Consider the following 15,156-nt stretch of genomic DNA (forward strand, 5'->3'; position numbering starts at 1 on the left):
GGGCGTGACGAAGATCGATCAGCCGTAGGAGTAGAAGCCCCGGCCGGTCTTCTTGCCCAGCAGGCCCGCGTCCACCATGCGCAGCAGCAGCGGCGGCGACGAGTACAGCGGCTCCTTGAACTCCGCGTACATCGAGTCCGCGATGGCCTTGATCGTGTCCAGCCCGATCAGGTCGGACAGGCGCAGCGGGCCCATCGGGTGGGCGGTGCCCAGCTCCATGCCGCGGTCGATGTCCTCGGCCGACGCGAAGCCCGACTCGATCATGCGGATGGCCGAGAGCAGGTACGGCACCAGCAGCGAGTTCACGATGAACCCGGCGCGGTCCTGCGAACGGATGACGGTCTTGCCCAGCGCCGTCGTCGCGTGGTCCTCCGCGCGGCGGGCGGTCTCCTCGCTGGTCAGCAGCGAGGGCACCAGCTCGACCAGCGGCAGCACCGGCACCGGGTTGAAGAAGTGGATGCCGACCACCTGCTGCGGCCGGCTCGTCGCCATGCCCAGCTTCATGATCGGGATCGACGACGTGTTGGACGCGAACAGTGCGTCCTCCGCCTCGACGATCTTGTCCAGCTGGCGGAAGACTTCGACCTTCGCCTGCTCCTGCTCGAGGATCGCCTCGATGACCAGTTCGCGGTCGGCGAACTCGGCGATGTCCGTCGTGAAGCGGAGACGGCTCAGCGCCGCCTCGGCGTCTTCGGGAGAGAGCTTGCCGTTCTTGACGCCGCGTTGCAGCGACTTCTCGATCCGGGCCCGGCCGGCGTCGAGCGCCGGCTGGTTCACCTCGGTGACCACGACGTCCACTCCGGACCGTGCGTGCACCTCGGCGATGCCGGACCCCATGAGGCCCGCCCCGACGACTCCAACCCGACTTACCACCGGCTCACTCCGTTCATCGGCTTCGCAGCCCCGCGTGCCCTTGTAGACAACACGTGGGCAGCACACAGCGCGCGAGGGCGGTCGCCGGATTGTGTCCGGCTATGCCCTCGCGCGGTTACGCGTGCTCAACGACGGTACTCGTCGTACCCGTCGTCGTACGGGTCTTGATCATCGCTATCGGACTCCTCGTAGTGACCACTAGAGGAACCACTCGACAGCTCGCGCTGCAAAGCATCGAAGTCGGTCTCGTGCGAGCTGTACTTGAGCTCGCGCGCCACCTTCGTCTGCTTGGCCTTAGCCCGGCCGCGCCCCATGGCTCGACCCCCTCGCACAGGGGCGGGGCGGCCGGGGGAATCGGCGGCCCCGCATCGTCTCGACAATTATTTCCTGCTCACACCGTACCGTGTCCGGGGGGTTCGATGCGACGTGGCACGGTGTGCCGGTGGTGACAGTGTCCGCCGGACGCCGGTTACCGGCCGGTCGGTGGCGATCGACGCAGGTAGGCGTGCCACGATCTACTCGTGCTCCGTCCCTTCGTGGCCTACTTGCGGGTGTACGAACCCCTGCTCGCCCTGGGCGACCCACCGGACGAACGGCTGCGTGCGGCCGTCGCCGCGGCCAAGCTGCGGCGCACCGACGCGGGGGCGCGCGAGCAGGCCATGTGGCTCAAGTCACAGGTCGCCGCGCCAAGGCGGTTGCTGCCCGCCGAACTCGCCGACGGGCGTCCCGCGCCGAGCCTGCTGACCGACGTCCTGGTGCTCGCGGCCGAAGACGTGCCGGAGGGCAAGGCCGAGCACGGGCCGTTCGTGAGCCCGCTGGAGCTGCGGGCCCGCTCGGCCGCCGCGCTGGTCACCTTCCTCGGCGACGCGCACCCCTCGCTGAAGAACGTGGTCCTCGACGAGGGCGGCTTCACCCAGGAGACGATCCGCGCGCGGACGAAGTCGGCGATGGCGGATCTGAGCACGTCGGCGGCGCACACGCTGTCGACGACCTGGACCGTCCCGCTGCCGTGGTTCGTGCTGATCGAGCCGGACGAGCGGCGGCTGGTGCTGGGCAGCGGCCGCGACGACCCGAAGCGCGAGGTCTCCTGGCGCACCACCCTCGCCGACGCGCAGCACCGGGCCCGCGAGGCGGGCGAGCTGCTGGAGCAGACGTTCGGCGACTCCGGACCGGGGCGCGTGCTGTACGAGACGCGGCGGTGGCTGGACAACTTCCACGCGGACTCGGTGGTCGAGCTCGACTACGGCGGGCTGGTCCAGCTGTTCGCGGACCCGATCCTCGAGGCCGACAACACGGCCGACGAGGTGCACGACATCCTGGACGCGCTGCGCTCGGGCAACGTCGAGGAGCTCGCGGAGCTGTTCTCGGACCTGCGTGAGTTCTGGGGCGACCTGGCGTCCCGCGAACGCTCGAACTGACCGCGAAAGCGGGCACGGCCGACCCGTTGTTCAGCCGCGTAGTTCGGGGACCCGGACCTCGCCCACCGGGCGTCCGCCGCCCAGCACCGAGCCGTGGGCCAGACCTTCCAATCCCGACACATCCGCGCCCAAGTACCGGAGCGCCTCGACCGCCAGCGGGGCGCACGCGCGCTTGTTGCCGTCGTCGATCTTCATGGCCACCGCGAACCCGTCCGGGAGGGCGAACGCCTGGACGCCCTCCGCGCCGCCCTTCGACAGCAGACCGTCCACGGCGGACATCAGCTCCGTGTCCTCGCGGCCCGTTCCCGCCACCAGCCACGGGTGCGCCCGCATGGCCGACGAAACCGCTTCCGACGGCCCGGATGTCGCGACCGCCACCCGGCCGAACGCGCGGGCCAGCCCCGTCAGCGAAAACGCGAACAACGGCGCGCCGCAGCCGTCGACTCCCGTGTGGGCGATCGGCTCGCCCGTCAGTTCCCCGACCGAAGAGGCGATCGCCTGCTGCAGCGGGTGGTCCGGGGACTCGTAGCCGGCTGTCGGCCAGCCGGCGCGGACGCACGTCGTCAGCATCGCCGTGTGCTTGCCCGAACAGTTCATCATCACGCGCCGCGGCTCGGCGGCGTCGCGCATGCTCGGCACGTGCAGCGGGAAGTCCGGCGGGCACGCGAGGTCGTCTTCGTGCAGGCCGGCCGCGTCGAGCAGCTCGAGGACGCGCTTGACGTGCCCCGGCTCGCCGGAGTGGGACGCGCACGCCAGCGCGAGGTCTTCGCCGGTGAAGTCCAGGCCGGACCGCAGCATCCCGACGGCCTGCAGCGGCTTGTTCGACGAGCGCGGGAAGACCGGGGACACCACGTCGCCGAGGGCCAGGCGTGCGTCGCCTTCGGGGCCGGTGATCACCAGCGCGCCGCGGTGGACGCTTTCGACGAAACCGGAACGGACGACTTCGGCGAGGACGGGGTTCGTCACTCGCCGTTCCCGCCTTCGCTCTCCAGCAGCTCGTCCACAGTGGCCGAACCCTGCTGGTAGCGCTTCGCGATCTCCGCGTTGAACGTGTCCATCACGCCCTGGACCTCGCGCCGGAAGGACGACACCGACAGCTCTTCGCTGGCGTAGGTGTCCAAAGCGGAGGCGAGCTTCTCGTCCGTCAGGGACTCGACGTCGGTGAGACCCGTGTCGCCGATCAGGGCCTCGGCGTGCCGGCGGTGCTCGCCGGCGCGGGACGGCTCCAGCTGCTGGTGCCGTCCGGAACCCGCGGCCGGGCCCAGCGCGTTGTCCGCCAGGATCGTGGCCAGCTGGTCGACGATGCTCGACTCGCCGCCGGAGGTGCGCCGCGCCTGCTCCGCGCGCACGATGTCGATCCGGGCGTGCAGGAGACGGCGCAGGTAGGACAAGTCCGTCTCTTCCTGCGCGGCTTCGTCGCGCCGCTCGCGCAGCACCTTCAGCGGCAGTTCACCCAGGCCGCTGAGGTACCCCGGGCCGAGCACGCGGTCGATTCGCCGCCTGCCGCCGGGCCGCACTTCGATCACAGCGCAGTTTATCCCGGTTGAGCGTGATCTCGCTGTCAGGGGCTTTTGTTCAGCCACGAAGTTGCGCCGCCGCCGCGCGGCCCGGCGCGGGCTGCTCCGACGGGACGGAGTCGGGGTCGATCGCCGCCTGGACGAGGTTGTCCTCCGAGCCGGCCAGCAACTCCGCACCGACCGGTGTCGACCGCTTGACCAGCGCCAACGCGATCGGCCCGAGCTCGTGGTGCTGGATCACGGTGCCGACGCGCCCGACCGTCCGGCCGTCGAGCAGCACCGGGTCGCCGGGCTCCGGCCGGATTTCCGGGGAGCCGTCCAGGTGCAGCAGGAGCAGGTTGCGCGGCGGACGGCCCACATTGTGGACTTTCGACACCGTCTCCTGCCCGCGGTAGCAGCCCTTCGCGACGTGCGCGGCCGAGCCGACCCAGTTCACCTCGTGCGGGATCGTGCGCTCGTCGGTGTCCACGCCGAGCCGCGGCCGCAGCGACTCGACGCGCAGCGCGTCGAACACCCAGCTGCCGGCCGCGCGGGCGCCGGCGTCGGTGAGCCGCTTCCACCAGTCGAGGAGCGCGTCGCGCGGCACCGCCAGATCGACGCTCGACCGGCCGGGCCACGGCATCCGCCGCGCGAAGCCGCCACCCGGCAGCGCCGCGACCGCGTACGGCTCCGGGCCGACTTCGGCGCCGACCGCGCTCAGCACGCGCTCGGCGTCCGGGCCGAGCACGGTGAGCAGCGCGAACTCCCCGGTCGCGTCGCGGATGTCCACCTTGGACCAGAACTTCATGGCTTCGAGGTACTCGCGCAGCGTCTGGGGGCCGCCCTTGGGCAGCGCGCTGGTGACGCTCGTGTCCGGGTCGGTGTCGAGGTACACGGTGCCGTCGAGGTGCGCGACCACCATGTGCGTCTCGACGCGGCCCTGGCTGTCGAGCACCAGCGCCTCGGTGCCGGTGCCCTCGGCCAGCTCGGTCACGTGCTGCGAGATGACCAGGTGCAGCCACGAAAGCCGCTCTTCCCCGGTGACGGCGATGAACTCCCGGTGCGAGCGGTCGATCACGACCACGCCGCGCGACGCCGTGCGCTGCTCCGCGAACGGGTCTCCCCAATGCCAGGGCACCCCCGCCTCGGGGTGGGCAGTGTCCGACTCAGGCGGCGGAATGGATCCGGGCACGTCCAGCAGCGGCGAGCGGTACGGCATACCGCCCAGCCTAGGTGAGTACCGTGTCGGCATGCGCGTGCTCGTCTTCCTGGACGGAACCCCGGCCGACCCCGACACCGCCCAGATCAAGGTCGACGACCTCGGTCTGCTGCGCGGCGACGGCGTCTTCGAGACGATCCTGGTCGTCGACGGCAAGCCCCGCGAACTGCGCCCGCACCTCGAGCGGCTGGCCCGTTCGGCGGCGATGCTGGACCTCCCCGAGCCCGACCTCGGCGCGTGGGAGCGCGTCGTTTCGCTGGTGCTCGAAAGGTGGTCGGGCAGCCCCGAAATGGCGCTGAAACTGGTGTACACCAGGGGTTCCGACGGCGACCCCGGCGCCACGCCGACCGGGTTCGCGCTCGGCTCCGAGGTCTCGCCGTCGGTCCTGCGGGCCCGTGCCGAGGGCGTCGCCGCGGTCACCCTCGAACGCGGTTTCCCGCCGGACCTCGCCGAGCGCGCGCCCTGGCTGCTGCTGGGCGCGAAGCCGTTGTCGTACGCGATGAACATGGCCGCGGTGCGCGAAGCCGGCCGCCGCGGTGCCGAAGATGTGATTTTCACCGCCGCCGACGGTTCGGTGCTCGAAGGGCCGACGTCGACCGTGGTGCTGGCGAAGGGCCGGACGCTCTACACGCCGCCGTCGAGCATCGGCATCCTGCCGGGCACGACGCAGGCCGCGCTGTTCCGCGGCGCGGAGAAGGCGGGCTGGGTGGTCAAGGTCGAGCCGCTGACCGTGCGCGACCTCGTCGAGGGCGACGGAGTCTTCATGGCTTCGAGCGTGCGCAAGCTGACCCGGGTGCACACGCTGGACGGCGAGCGGCTGCCCGGCTCCTCCGCGGTCTACGCCGAGCTCGTGGCGGCTTACGAGGCCGAGTACGCCTGACCCAGGCTGATCCGGACGACGGCCGGGGCGATCTCTTCGGCGCGGTAGGCGGCGATCTTGTGGTGGCCGTCGATGATCAGCTCGCGGTCGCCGTCGGCCAGCAGGACCGCGACCGGGCGGTGGCCGCTGCGGATGGCGGTCCGGTAGTAGCCGACGCGGGCTTCGTCGGACGGCGGCCAGACGTCGGTGGGGGTGAGCAGCTGGTCTTCGGGCAGCCGTTCCGGGCCGCTCACGCCGTAGTCGCCGTCGACGAGCAGGTCGAGGACCGGGCCGAGCGTGGTGGCGAGCGGACGGCGCAACTGGCCGGTGGCCAGTGCGATCCGCAGCGACTGGGGCAGCTCCGCCCGCTCCCGCGTGTTCACGTCGAGGAAACCCGTGCCACCGCTGATCGTCACCTTCTCCACGCCTATGAGGACGGGCGACGGCGCGACATGGTTCCAGGCCTCACGCGGACGGGTGCACGGCGTGACCTGGGTCTCACTCGCGTGGCGGTACGGGACTTTCAGGACATCCGGAACCGCACCCGGGTGCCCGGCCGGGCCTGCGCGAGCGCGCTCAGCGCGTCCGCCCGAACGACGGCCGCGACCGGGTAGCCGCCGGTCGTCGGGTGGTCGGCGAGGAACACCACCGGCAGCCCGCTCGGCGGCACCTGGATCGCCCCGGTGACCACGCCTTCGCTGGGCAGCTCACCGTCGACGGCCCGGCGCAGCGGCGTCCCGTCGAGGCGCAGGCCGACGCGGTTCGACTCGGCGGTGACCGTCCACCACGCCGACAGCCCGCCGGCCGGGTCGTCGAGCCAGTCGTCGCGGGGGCCGAGCGTCACCGGCACCACGAGCTCGCCCGGCGCCGGGACGGGGACGACGACGTCCGCGCCCACCGGGATTCCGGGTTCGCCGAGCGGGAGCACGTCTCCGCTCTTCAGCGGCTCGGGCCCGATGCCGGACAGGACGTCGCGCGAGCGGCTGCCCAGCACCGGTTCGACGGCGATCCCGCCGGAAAACGCCAGGTAGCAGCGCAAGCCGGTCGCGGGTGTGCCGACCGACAACGTCTGGCCGGCCCGGACCGGCACCGGCGCGTGGGAGCCGAAGGACCGGCCGTCGACCCGGACGTCGACCACCGGGCCGGTCACCGCCACTGTGGCCGACGCCGTCAGCCGCACCGAGAGACCGCCGAGCAGCGCTTCGATGCCCGCGGCCTCGGACGGGTTGCCCACCAGGCGGTTCGCGAGCCGCAGGGACGGGACGTCCAGCGCACCCGAAGGCGCCACGCCGAGGTGGGCGTAGCCGGGCCGGCCCAGGTCCTCGACCAGCGCGTACCGCCCGGGGTCGAGGACCTCCAGGAACCTCACCGGACGCGCCGGAAGCGCACGCGGTCACCCGGCGCGAACAGCGCGGGCGGGTCGGAGTGCGGGTCGAACAGCGTCGCCGTCGTGTGCCCGAGCAGTCGCCAGCCGCCCGGCGATTCGCGTGGGTAGACGCCGGTGAACTCGCCCGCCAGCCCCACCGACCCGGCCGGGACGCGGGTGCGCGGGGACTCCAGCCGCGGCTGCCGCAACTCCGGCGGAAGTCCGGTCAGGTAGCCGAATCCGGGTGCGAACCCGGTGAACGCGACCGTGTAGACGGCCTCGGTGTGCAGCGAGACGACGGCGTCCTCGGAGACCCCGGCGTCCGCGGCGACCAGGGCGAGGTCTTCGCCGTCGTAGCGGACGTCGAGCGTGACTTCGCGGGGTTCACCGGCGGGTGGGTGCGTCAGGTCGGCGCCGTCCAGCAGCGCCTTGACGGCCGCCACCCCGCCGATCACGAGCAGGCTCCGGGCGCCCGGGACGAGGTCGACGACGCCGTCGGGACGGGACGCGCGGACGGTCGCGTGGGCCGCCCGCATCTGCTCGAGCGAGTCGCAGTCGAGCAGAGCGGCGTCCTCGCCGCACCGCCGCCAGCGCACGGCGTCAGCCGACGACGCGGCGCAGCAGTGCCGAGGTGTGCGGTTGCATCTCCTGGCCCATCATCGCGCGCTCCTCGACGTAGCCGAGGGAGCCTTCGATCAGGCCGTACAGCCGCTGGGCCGCGGTGACGTCCTTCGCCGTGGACGTGCGGATCACCGCGTCGGTGCCGAGCTCCCAGGACGTCTGGTTGCGCGGCTTGCCGTAGTACAGCTCGAGGATGCCCGTGTTGTGCGTGAGCAGCAGCTCGAGCGTGTCGTCCTCCTGCGGCCGCCAGAACCCGGACTCGCGGGCGGCGGGGCGGATGACGTTGCCGTCGTCGTCCAGCAGCCACGCGCGCGACTCGTGGACGAGGAACGGCCGGCCGTCGTGGGAGATCGTCAGCTGCTGCGCGAACTTGCGCGGGCCTTCGATGGTCGGGTAGTCGACCTCGCCCTCACCGCGCCACACGCCGACGAGCGGCAGCAGCGCGAGGCAGGCGTCGTTGAGGTCCGGCCCCTCGCGCAGGTTCGCGGTGTCGTTGGGGATGGGCAGGTCGTCCCACAGCGGAAGGTTGCGCGTCCGGGTGCTCCCCGCGCGCATCTCCGCTGCTGCGATGGCGTCGTCGCCGCTGGCGGTCATGGGTCAGCGCTGGTCCGCGTAAAGCCGGTAGACGACGTACACGGCGAACCACGTGATGGCGACGCCCGCCAGCACCAGCAAGGTCGTAAACAGAGCTTCCACGCCCAGCAGGATAGTCCGCCGCCGCTCACCCGGCCCGGCGCAGGGTCACCGCGGTGAGCACGGTCACGACCCCAGAATGCCGTCAAGGCCACCTTGCGGGCGTCAGACGCCCGCAAGGTGGCCTTGACGGCATGGGACTCAGGCGACCGAGATGGCCAGCTGGTGCAGGCCCGGGCCTTCCGCCGTCACCGAAGCTTCGCCGTTGCCGGTGCGGTGCAGCGCGCGCACCGTCCAGTCACCCGGTGCCGCGTAGAAGCGGAAGTCGCCGTCGGCCGAGGAGACGACCTCGCCGGTGAAGTCGCCGCCGCCGTCGAGGAGCCGGACGAACGCGCCGCCGACCGGCCCGTCCGCGCCGGTCACCTTGCCGGCCAGCACGACCTGGCCCTTGGTGTCGTAGTCCGCCGGCGTGGCCTCCTGGACCGGTGCGCCGCAGCTGTCGTCAACCGCCATCACTTGGCTCCCAACTCGACCGGCACGCCGACCAGCGAGCCGTATTCCGTCCACGAACCGTCGTAGTTCTTCACGTCCTCGTGGCCGAGCAGCTCGTGCAGCGCGAACCACGCGATGGACGACCGCTCGCCGATCCGGCAGTAGGCGATGGTGCCCTTGCCGGCGTCGATGCCCTGCTCCTTGTAGAGCTCGTCGATCTCGCTCTCGGTCTTGAACGTGCCGTCCTCGTTGGCGACCTTCGCCCACGGCACGTTCAGCGCGCCCGGGATGTGGCCGGGGACCTGGGACTGCTCCTGCGGCAGGTGCGCCGGGGCGAGCAGCTTGCCGGAGAACTCGTCCGGCGACCGGACGTCGACGAAGTTCTTCGCGCCGATGGACTGGACGACCTCGTCGCGGAACGCGCGCAGGGACAGGTCCTGGTCCTGGGCCTTGTAGTCGGTGGTGTCGCGCTTGACCTCGTCGGAGTTCAGCTCACGGCCGTCGAGCTCCCACTTCTTGCGCCCGCCGTCGAGCAGCTGGACGTTCTCGTGGCCGTACAGCTTGAAGTACCAGTACGCGTAGGCGGCGAACCAGTTGTTGTTGCCGCCGTAGAGGATCACGCGGTCGTCGTTCGAGATGCCCTTCTCCGACAGGAGCTTCTCGAAGCCCTCCTTGGAGACGAAGTCGCGGCGCACCCCGTCCTGCAGGTCCTTGCGCCAGTCGAACTTCACCGCGCCCCGGATGTGGCCTCCGTCGTACGCGGTGGTGTCCTCGTCGACCTCGGCGAACACGACGCCGGGGGTGTCCAGGTTCTCCTCGGCCCACTGGGTGGTGACCAGGACGTCTTCACGGCTCATGGAACGGACTCTCTTTCTGGGGTTGAACTTCAGGACGCGCGGGCGGGGGTGAAGCGCTTGATGAGCAAGAACATTTCGCAGCCGAGGCAGAAGTCGAAGGCCGCGTTGAGGAAGGCCGCGAAGAGCGCGAACGCCGTCGCGACGATGCCGAGCGGGGTGACGTCGAGGGCGAAGCCGATCGTCCCGACGAGCGCGAACACGAACCCGACGGCCTGGGCGAACCGCAGCGGCGCCGCGTCCTCTCGCTCGTCGGTGGGGCCGAGGCGCGGGGCCACGAGCGTGCGGTACACGATCGAGTACGGCGCCGGCTTCAGCCCGGCGAACGCGCCGATGGCGAACACGACGGTCTGGATCGCCAGCAACGGCCACCACTGGGTGACCAGGACGACCGCGAGCACGATCGTGGTCAGGATGGCGGCGAACCGCGGGCCTCGCGGGTCGACGGCCGGTCCGGCGGACATGGTTCCTCCAGCAGGAGCTCCAGGGGGTGCGTGCGAACGGCACGCGTCAGCGGCATCGAGGCTGGGGTGGGACCGGACGTGCTTCAGCGCCGGTCGGTGCGAGCGCGACACAGGCTGCTGCGGACGCGGCAGAGGTCGACTGCGCGTCGCTGCGTCAAGAAGGTGGTCAGCCCGGTCACGGGTGCGAGGGTACCCAGAGCTCCCTCAGAGTGGGAACCACGTTCATACCTTGGGACGATTCCCGGTACGTGGGACATGCCCTGGTCAGGGCGTCCGAGTCGTGAGATGTGGCCGGAGCGCGTCCAGCAGTTCGGGGCCCTTGGGGACGCCGCCGACGCGCAGCAGCTCCCGGCCGTCCGGGGTCAGCGCGATCGTGGTCGGCGTCCGCAGCACGGACAGCGACTGCGCGACCTCCGGCTGGTTCGTCACGTCGAGCTCGACGTGGTGCAGGCCGTCGGTGCGCTCGGCCAGGGGTTCGAGCACGGCCTTCGCGTGCCGGCACGGCGCGCAGAAGGTGGTGGAGATCTGGACCAGCGTCACGGCGGACGCCGGGTCGAGGGCGGCGGCGACGGGACCGGGCAGCTCACGGGCGGGCTCGGCAGCGCCGGCGGGCGGACCGGGCTTCGCGACGCGAACCCGGCCGTTGCGGGCCTTCAGCAGCAGGCCGGCGGCCACGCCGGCCACCAGTACCGCCACGAGCACCCACAGCCCCGTCACCGGCCGCCTCCTACTTGCTCAGCTCCGCGAACGACACGTTCGTCGCCTCGCCCTTGATCGTCACCGATCCGCTCTGCACCCGCACGCCGGTCGGGGTGACCGACAGCGGCAAGTCCTTCGTGTTGATCGAAGCGCTGAAGTTCGGCATCAGCACCTTCTGCACAGCAGCCGGAACGACGGTGGTCTCCTGGTCATTCCCGAACTGCAGCCGCTTGGGGATGAAGTTGATCGCCCCGGCCTTCGCGTCGGCCTCGATCATCGCGAAGCAGAAGATTTCCAGATCCTTGCCCGCGAACGGAAGGTGTCCCGAAATGCGGACACCGGTGCTCGACTCGTCCTGGGCGGCCTGGCCCTCGGTGGTCGTCGTGGTCGGCGTCGGCTCGCTCTGCCCGCTGTCGCCGTTCTCGACGTAGTCCGTGGTCGCCGGCTCGATCCGCAGGTCCTTGATCTTGTCCAGCGGAGCGACGCGGGCGAGGTCGGCGGCCTTGATGGTGACCGCGCCGGTCAGCTTGCCGATCGTGATCGCCTTCGTGTTGCCGTTGGTGAGGTCCGACAGCGGCGCCGTGACGTCCTCGAGCTCGGCGTTGAGCGCGACGTCCTGGAGCTTGCCGCCGACCGGAACGCCGGCGGCCGACACGCTGATGTGACTGTAGTCACCGCCCAGCGCCTGCGTGAGGAACGGGAAGCCGTGGATCGTCACCGAGGGGTCGTCGGTCAGCTGCAGCTGCGTCCGGGCCTTCTGCGAGATCATGTGCTCGGCGTACGCGGCGGCCCCGAAATCGGCACCGACCAGCAGCAGCACCAGAACGACGAGCGCGATCACCCAGCGTCGCGCGCGGCGGCCGCGGCGGCGCGCGTCCGGCCTCGGTGCGGGTCGGTCGTCCCGGGTCACGGGCCTGCTCACCATCGCGTCCGTACTCCTGTTCGTCGGGTCCACCGGGGTTTCTCCAGGTGTGATCGATCCAGCAAGGGTTAGGTGCCGGGCCGTCGAGCCGCTATTCTCACTTAGCACCGAACAACGCCACCGTGAGGCGACGATCTGTGAAGGCGGTGCGGCTCATGAGCCTGGACCTTCTGGTGCTGACGGCAGAGGCCGACGCCACTTCGGTGCTGCCCGCGCTGGACCTGCTGCCGCACACCGTACGCGTACGTCCCCCGGAGGTGACCGCCCTGCTCGACGCGGGCCACCGGGACGTCATCCTGCTGGACGCGCGCAGCGACCTGGCCTCGGCGAAGAGCCTCTGCCGCCTGCTCAAGGGCACCGGCGAGGACGAGGCGGCCACCCCGATCATCGCCGTCGTCGGCGAGGGCGGGCTGGTGGCGGTGAGCGCCGAGTGGCGCACCGACGACATCCTGCTGCCCACCGCGGGCCCGGCCGAGGTCGACGCGCGGCTGCGCCTGGTCACGACCCGCGACGGCGGCTCCGCGCAGGTCGACGCCGAGCTGCGGGTCGGCGAGCTCGTCATCGACGAGGCGACCTACACCGCCCGCCTGCGCAAGCGCACCCTCGAACTGACCTACAAGGAGTTCGAGCTGCTCAAGTACCTCGCCCAGCACGCCGGCCGGGTGTTCACCCGCGCCCAGCTGCTGCAGGAGGTCTGGGGCTACGACTTCTTCGGCGGCACCCGCACGGTCGACGTCCACGTGCGGCGGCTGCGCGCCAAGCTCGGCCCGGAGCACGAGCAGATGATCGGTACCGTGCGCAACGTCGGCTACAAGTTCGAGCGGCCCGCCAAGGGCGGCGCGCCGCGGGCGGCCGTGCCCGCGCAGGCCGAGGCGCCGGCCGAGACCCCCGAACTCGCGCACTGACGCCACACTCCCAGGACGCGCCGGCAACCGTCGCGTTGCCTCCGGCGCGGGTACGGTCACGGGGTGAGCGGAGACGGGGAGTGGCGCCAGGAGCTGGACGAGCAGCAGCTCGAGGACGTGCGCGGGCTGTTGCTGGCCGTGCGCGAAGCCGACGGGCGGCCTGAGGCCGAGCCCGAGGGGCCGCTGCCCGGCGAGTTCGACGGCGGTGAGCACCTCGTCGCCTGCGTCGAGGGCGATGTCGTCGGCTACGTCCACCTCGACACCACGGGCGACTCCTTCGGGCACCAGGTCGCCGAGCTGTTCGTGCACCCCGCCCACCGCAACCGCGGCTACGGCGCGAAGCTCCTTCAGGCCGTCGACGAGCGCGCCGCGATCGGTTTCCGCATCTGGGCGCACGGCGACCACCCGGCGGCGCGGCAGCTGGCCGTGCGGACCGGCCTGGAGCGCAAGCGCGAGCTGCTGATCCTGCACGCCGACGTCGAGGGCGCGGACTGGCCGGAGCCACGGCTGCGCGACGGCGTCTCGCTGCGGACGTTCGTGCCGGGGCAGGACGAGGACGCCGTCATCGGGGTCAACGCGCTGGCCTTCGACTGGCACCCCGAGCAGGGCGCCCTCACCGCCGACGACCTCCGTGCCGATGAGGGCCGGTCGTGGTTCGACGCGGACGGCTTCTTCCTCGCCGAGCAGGACGGCGAAGTGATCGGTTTCCACTGGACGAAGGTCCACGAGGCGACGCCGGGCCGCTTCGACGGCGAGCGCGTCGGCGAGGTCTACGTCGTCGGCGTCGCCCCGGCGGCCCAGGGCGGCGGGCTCGGCCGGGCGCTGACGCTCGCCGGGCTGCGGTACCTCGCGAGCCGCGGGCTGCGGCAGATCATCCTGTACGTCGAGGGCGACAACGCCCCGGCGCTCGCCGTCTACACCAAGCTCGGGTTTGCCCGTCACGAAACCGACGTCCAGTACGGTCGGTGACCACGATCGACGCCGCGCGAACGACTCGTCACCGTGTGCGAACGCGCAGGTCACGGCCGGGACACGGCACCCTATCGGGCTAGTAGCACTGCTCACATCCCGGGCCTTGTTCACTTCGCGTTCATTTGTTCACGGCCGACCGTCCACCAGGGCTGCCTAATGTCCGGATCCGGCGCGGCACCACGCCGCGACGACCCGGTCAAGCTCCTGATGGAGGAAACAGCAGTGAAGATCATGCGGCCCCTGAGCGCGGTGGGCATCGTCGCGAGCGCCGCCCTCGTGCTCGCCGCCTGTGGTTCCGACCCCGCGGCGTCCAACAGCAGCAGCTCGAACTCGGCTTCGGCGCCCGCTGCGACCGGCACCGCCGACGTGGAGTGCGGTGGCAAGAGCCCGCTCTCCGCGGAAGGTTCGTCGGCCCAGAAGAACGCCATCGACATCTTCACGCAGCAGTTCAGCAAGAAGTGCGCCGGCCAGCAGGTCAACTACAACCCGAGCGGTTCGGGCGCGGGCGTCAAGCAGTTCAACGCCAACCAGATCGACTTCGGCGGCTCGGACTCGCCGATCAAGGACGCCGACGCGACGGCCGCCAAGGCCCGCTGCGCCAGCGACGCCTGGAACATCCCGCTCGTCGTCGGCCCGATCGCGGTCGCCTACAAGCTGTCGGGCGTGGACAAGCTGACGCTGACCCCGTCGGTCACCGCCAAGATCTTCAGCGGCGGCATCACCAAGTGGAACGACCCGGCCATCAAGGCGGTCAAGGGCAACGAGAGCCTGAACCTGCCGGACAAGGCCATCCAGGTCGTGTCCCGCGCCGACGAGTCGGGCACCACCGACAACTTCCAGAAGTACCTGGGCGCGGCCGCCAAGGCCGACTGGACCAAGGGTGCCGGCAAGAAGTTCAACGGTGGCGTCGGCAACGGTGCGCAGGGCTCCAACGGTGTCGCGACCGCGGTGAAGGCCGCCGACGGCGCCATCACCTACGTCGAGGGCGCGTTCGCCAAGGACGGCCTGACCCCGGCTCTCATCGACAGCGGCTCCGGCGGCGTCGAGCTCAACGCGGCGAACGTGGCGAAGTCCCTCGACGCGGCGAAGTTCCTCAAGGACGGCTCGAACGACCTCGCGCTCGACCTCAACGGCATCTACGCCAGCAACACCCCGGGTGCCTACCCGCTGCTGCTGACGACCTACGAGATCGTCTGCTCGAAGTACGCGAACCCGGACGTCGCGAAGGCCGTCAAGGCGTTCCTGACGGTGGCGGCCACCGACGGTCAGCAGCCGCTGTCCGCCAAGGGCTACGTGCCGATCCCGCAGTCGCTGCAGACCAAGGTCCTGGCCGCCGTCAAGGCGATCTCCTGATCCCGCATTG

At 71.2% G+C, this 15,156-nt stretch carries 19 protein-coding genes; 5 read left to right on the plus strand and 14 right to left on the minus strand.

From position 1 onward, the window contains the following. Nucleotides 1-18: 18 nt before the first annotated feature. Together QQ657_RS38660 and QQ657_RS38665 are read right to left on the minus strand one after the other, a co-directional pair. Nucleotides 19-873: a 3-hydroxybutyryl-CoA dehydrogenase gene (locus QQ657_RS38660; RefSeq protein ID WP_284747303.1), complete on the minus strand. Its 855-nt coding sequence runs from the start codon at nt 871-873 to the stop codon at nt 19-21. A 125-nt stretch (nt 874-998) separates the two neighbouring features. Further along, entirely contained in the window at nt 999-1,187 is a 189-nt protein-coding gene (locus QQ657_RS38665) for a DUF3073 domain-containing protein (protein WP_284747304.1), read from the minus strand. Between the two features lie 207 nt (nt 1,188-1,394). Between QQ657_RS38665 and QQ657_RS38670 the strand changes: the two genes are divergently transcribed. Continuing rightward, a complete protein-coding gene (locus QQ657_RS38670; protein WP_284747305.1) occupies nt 1,395-2,291 on the plus strand; it encodes a DUF8083 family protein in 897 nt (298 codons plus the stop codon). A 30-nt stretch (nt 2,292-2,321) separates the two neighbouring features. Here QQ657_RS38670 and QQ657_RS38675 read toward each other — a convergent pair whose 3' ends face one another. From QQ657_RS38675 to ygfZ, 3 genes are read right to left on the minus strand one after another with little or no spacing between them, the layout of a single operon-like run. After that, entirely contained in the window at nt 2,322-3,257 is a 936-nt protein-coding gene (locus QQ657_RS38675) for an asparaginase (RefSeq protein WP_284747306.1), read from the minus strand. Continuing rightward, nucleotides 3,254-3,817, minus strand: a complete 564-nt coding sequence (locus tag QQ657_RS38680) for an RsiG family protein (protein WP_284747307.1) — start codon at nt 3,815-3,817, stop codon at nt 3,254-3,256. Before QQ657_RS38680 ends, QQ657_RS38675 begins: the two co-directional genes overlap by 4 nt. Before the next feature lie 49 nt (nt 3,818-3,866). Next, the gene (gene ygfZ / locus QQ657_RS38685) at nt 3,867-5,006 is read right to left on the minus strand and encodes a CAF17-like 4Fe-4S cluster assembly/insertion protein YgfZ (protein WP_284747308.1); all 1,140 of its coding nucleotides are present in this window, start codon (nt 5,004-5,006) and stop codon (nt 3,867-3,869) included. 31 nt (nt 5,007-5,037) lie between these two features. On the opposite strand from ygfZ, the gene QQ657_RS38690 reads away from it, so the two are divergent. Continuing rightward, on the plus strand, nt 5,038-5,886 hold the full coding sequence (locus tag QQ657_RS38690; protein WP_284747309.1) for an aminodeoxychorismate lyase: 849 nt from the start codon (nt 5,038-5,040) through the stop codon (nt 5,884-5,886). Here QQ657_RS38690 and QQ657_RS38695 read toward each other — a convergent pair. From QQ657_RS38695 to QQ657_RS38735, 9 genes are all read right to left on the minus strand, one after another. Then, complete coding sequence (locus tag QQ657_RS38695) at nt 5,865-6,290, minus strand: hypothetical protein (RefSeq protein ID WP_284747310.1); 426 nt, start codon at nt 6,288-6,290, stop codon at nt 5,865-5,867. The genes QQ657_RS38690 and QQ657_RS38695 overlap by 22 nt on opposite strands. 98 nt (nt 6,291-6,388) lie before the next feature. Beyond that, the gene (locus QQ657_RS38700) at nt 6,389-7,234 is read right to left on the minus strand and encodes a 5-oxoprolinase subunit C family protein (protein WP_284747311.1); all 846 of its coding nucleotides are present in this window, start codon (nt 7,232-7,234) and stop codon (nt 6,389-6,391) included. Then, a complete protein-coding gene (locus QQ657_RS38705) occupies nt 7,231-7,827 on the minus strand; it encodes a 5-oxoprolinase subunit B family protein (RefSeq protein ID WP_284747312.1) in 597 nt (198 codons plus the stop codon). Before QQ657_RS38705 ends, QQ657_RS38700 begins: the two co-directional genes overlap by 4 nt. A gap of 4 nt (nt 7,828-7,831) precedes the next feature. Further along, the gene (locus QQ657_RS38710) at nt 7,832-8,446 is read right to left on the minus strand and encodes a heme-binding beta-barrel domain-containing protein (RefSeq protein WP_284747313.1); all 615 of its coding nucleotides are present in this window, start codon (nt 8,444-8,446) and stop codon (nt 7,832-7,834) included. 240 nt (nt 8,447-8,686) lie between these two features. Further along, nucleotides 8,687-8,998, minus strand: coding sequence for a DUF1416 domain-containing protein (locus tag QQ657_RS38715; RefSeq protein ID WP_284747314.1), 312 nt, complete (start codon nt 8,996-8,998; stop codon nt 8,687-8,689). Beyond that, entirely contained in the window at nt 8,998-9,834 is an 837-nt protein-coding gene (locus QQ657_RS38720) for a sulfurtransferase (protein WP_284747315.1), read from the minus strand. The genes QQ657_RS38715 and QQ657_RS38720 overlap by 1 nt, the downstream gene beginning before the upstream one ends. Nucleotides 9,835-9,863: 29 nt before the next feature. After that, nucleotides 9,864-10,295 carry a DUF4395 domain-containing protein gene (locus QQ657_RS38725; protein ID WP_284747316.1) on the minus strand — a complete coding sequence of 144 codons (432 nt, stop codon included), beginning with the start codon at nt 10,293-10,295 and terminating at the stop codon, nt 9,864-9,866. 264 nt (nt 10,296-10,559) lie between these two features. Continuing rightward, entirely contained in the window at nt 10,560-11,012 is a 453-nt protein-coding gene (locus QQ657_RS38730; protein WP_284747317.1) for a TlpA family protein disulfide reductase, read from the minus strand. Nucleotides 11,013-11,022: 10 nt separating this feature from the next. Then, nucleotides 11,023-11,919: an LmeA family phospholipid-binding protein gene (locus QQ657_RS38735; RefSeq protein ID WP_284747318.1), complete on the minus strand. Its 897-nt coding sequence runs from the start codon at nt 11,917-11,919 to the stop codon at nt 11,023-11,025. Nucleotides 11,920-12,071: 152 nt separating this feature from the next. On the opposite strand from QQ657_RS38735, the gene QQ657_RS38740 reads away from it, so the two are divergent. The 3 genes from QQ657_RS38740 (at nt 12,072) to pstS (ending at nt 15,146) form a co-directional block, all read left to right on the plus strand. Continuing rightward, a complete protein-coding gene (locus QQ657_RS38740; protein WP_284747319.1) occupies nt 12,072-12,821 on the plus strand; it encodes a winged helix-turn-helix transcriptional regulator in 750 nt (249 codons plus the stop codon). Between the two features lie 63 nt (nt 12,822-12,884). Next, nucleotides 12,885-13,790 carry a mycothiol synthase gene (mshD, locus tag QQ657_RS38745; protein WP_284747320.1) on the plus strand — a complete coding sequence of 302 codons (906 nt, stop codon included), beginning with the start codon at nt 12,885-12,887 and terminating at the stop codon, nt 13,788-13,790. Nucleotides 13,791-14,015: 225 nt separating this feature from the next. Beyond that, nucleotides 14,016-15,146, plus strand: coding sequence for a phosphate ABC transporter substrate-binding protein PstS (gene pstS / locus QQ657_RS38750; protein ID WP_284747321.1), 1,131 nt, complete (start codon nt 14,016-14,018; stop codon nt 15,144-15,146). Nucleotides 15,147-15,156: the final 10 nt, after the last annotated feature.

This window comes from Amycolatopsis ponsaeliensis, assembly GCF_030182635.1.
Lineage (GTDB): Bacteria > Actinomycetota > Actinomycetes > Mycobacteriales > Pseudonocardiaceae > Amycolatopsis > Amycolatopsis ponsaeliensis.

Bases quoted from the DNA above. Each gene is read 5' to 3' on its own strand.
- QQ657_RS38665 (WP_284747304.1), bottom strand. From the start codon at position 1,187: ATGGGGCGCGGCCGGGCTAAGGCCAAGCAGACGAAGGTGGCGCGCGAG.
- ygfZ (WP_284747308.1), bottom strand. From the start codon at position 5,006: ATGCCGTACCGCTCGCCGCTGCTGGACGTGCCCGGATCCATTCCGCCG.
- QQ657_RS38690 (WP_284747309.1), top strand. From the start codon at position 5,038: ATGCGCGTGCTCGTCTTCCTGGACGGAACCCCGGCCGACCCCGACACC.
- QQ657_RS38710 (WP_284747313.1), bottom strand. From the start codon at position 8,446: ATGACCGCCAGCGGCGACGACGCCATCGCAGCAGCGGAGATGCGCGCG.
- QQ657_RS38715 (WP_284747314.1), bottom strand. From the start codon at position 8,998: ATGGCGGTTGACGACAGCTGCGGCGCACCGGTCCAGGAGGCCACGCCG.
- QQ657_RS38720 (WP_284747315.1), bottom strand. From the start codon at position 9,834: ATGAGCCGTGAAGACGTCCTGGTCACCACCCAGTGGGCCGAGGAGAAC.
- QQ657_RS38725 (WP_284747316.1), bottom strand. From the start codon at position 10,295: ATGTCCGCCGGACCGGCCGTCGACCCGCGAGGCCCGCGGTTCGCCGCC.
- QQ657_RS38735 (WP_284747318.1), bottom strand. From the start codon at position 11,919: ATGGTGAGCAGGCCCGTGACCCGGGACGACCGACCCGCACCGAGGCCG.
- QQ657_RS38740 (WP_284747319.1), top strand. From the start codon at position 12,072: ATGAGCCTGGACCTTCTGGTGCTGACGGCAGAGGCCGACGCCACTTCG.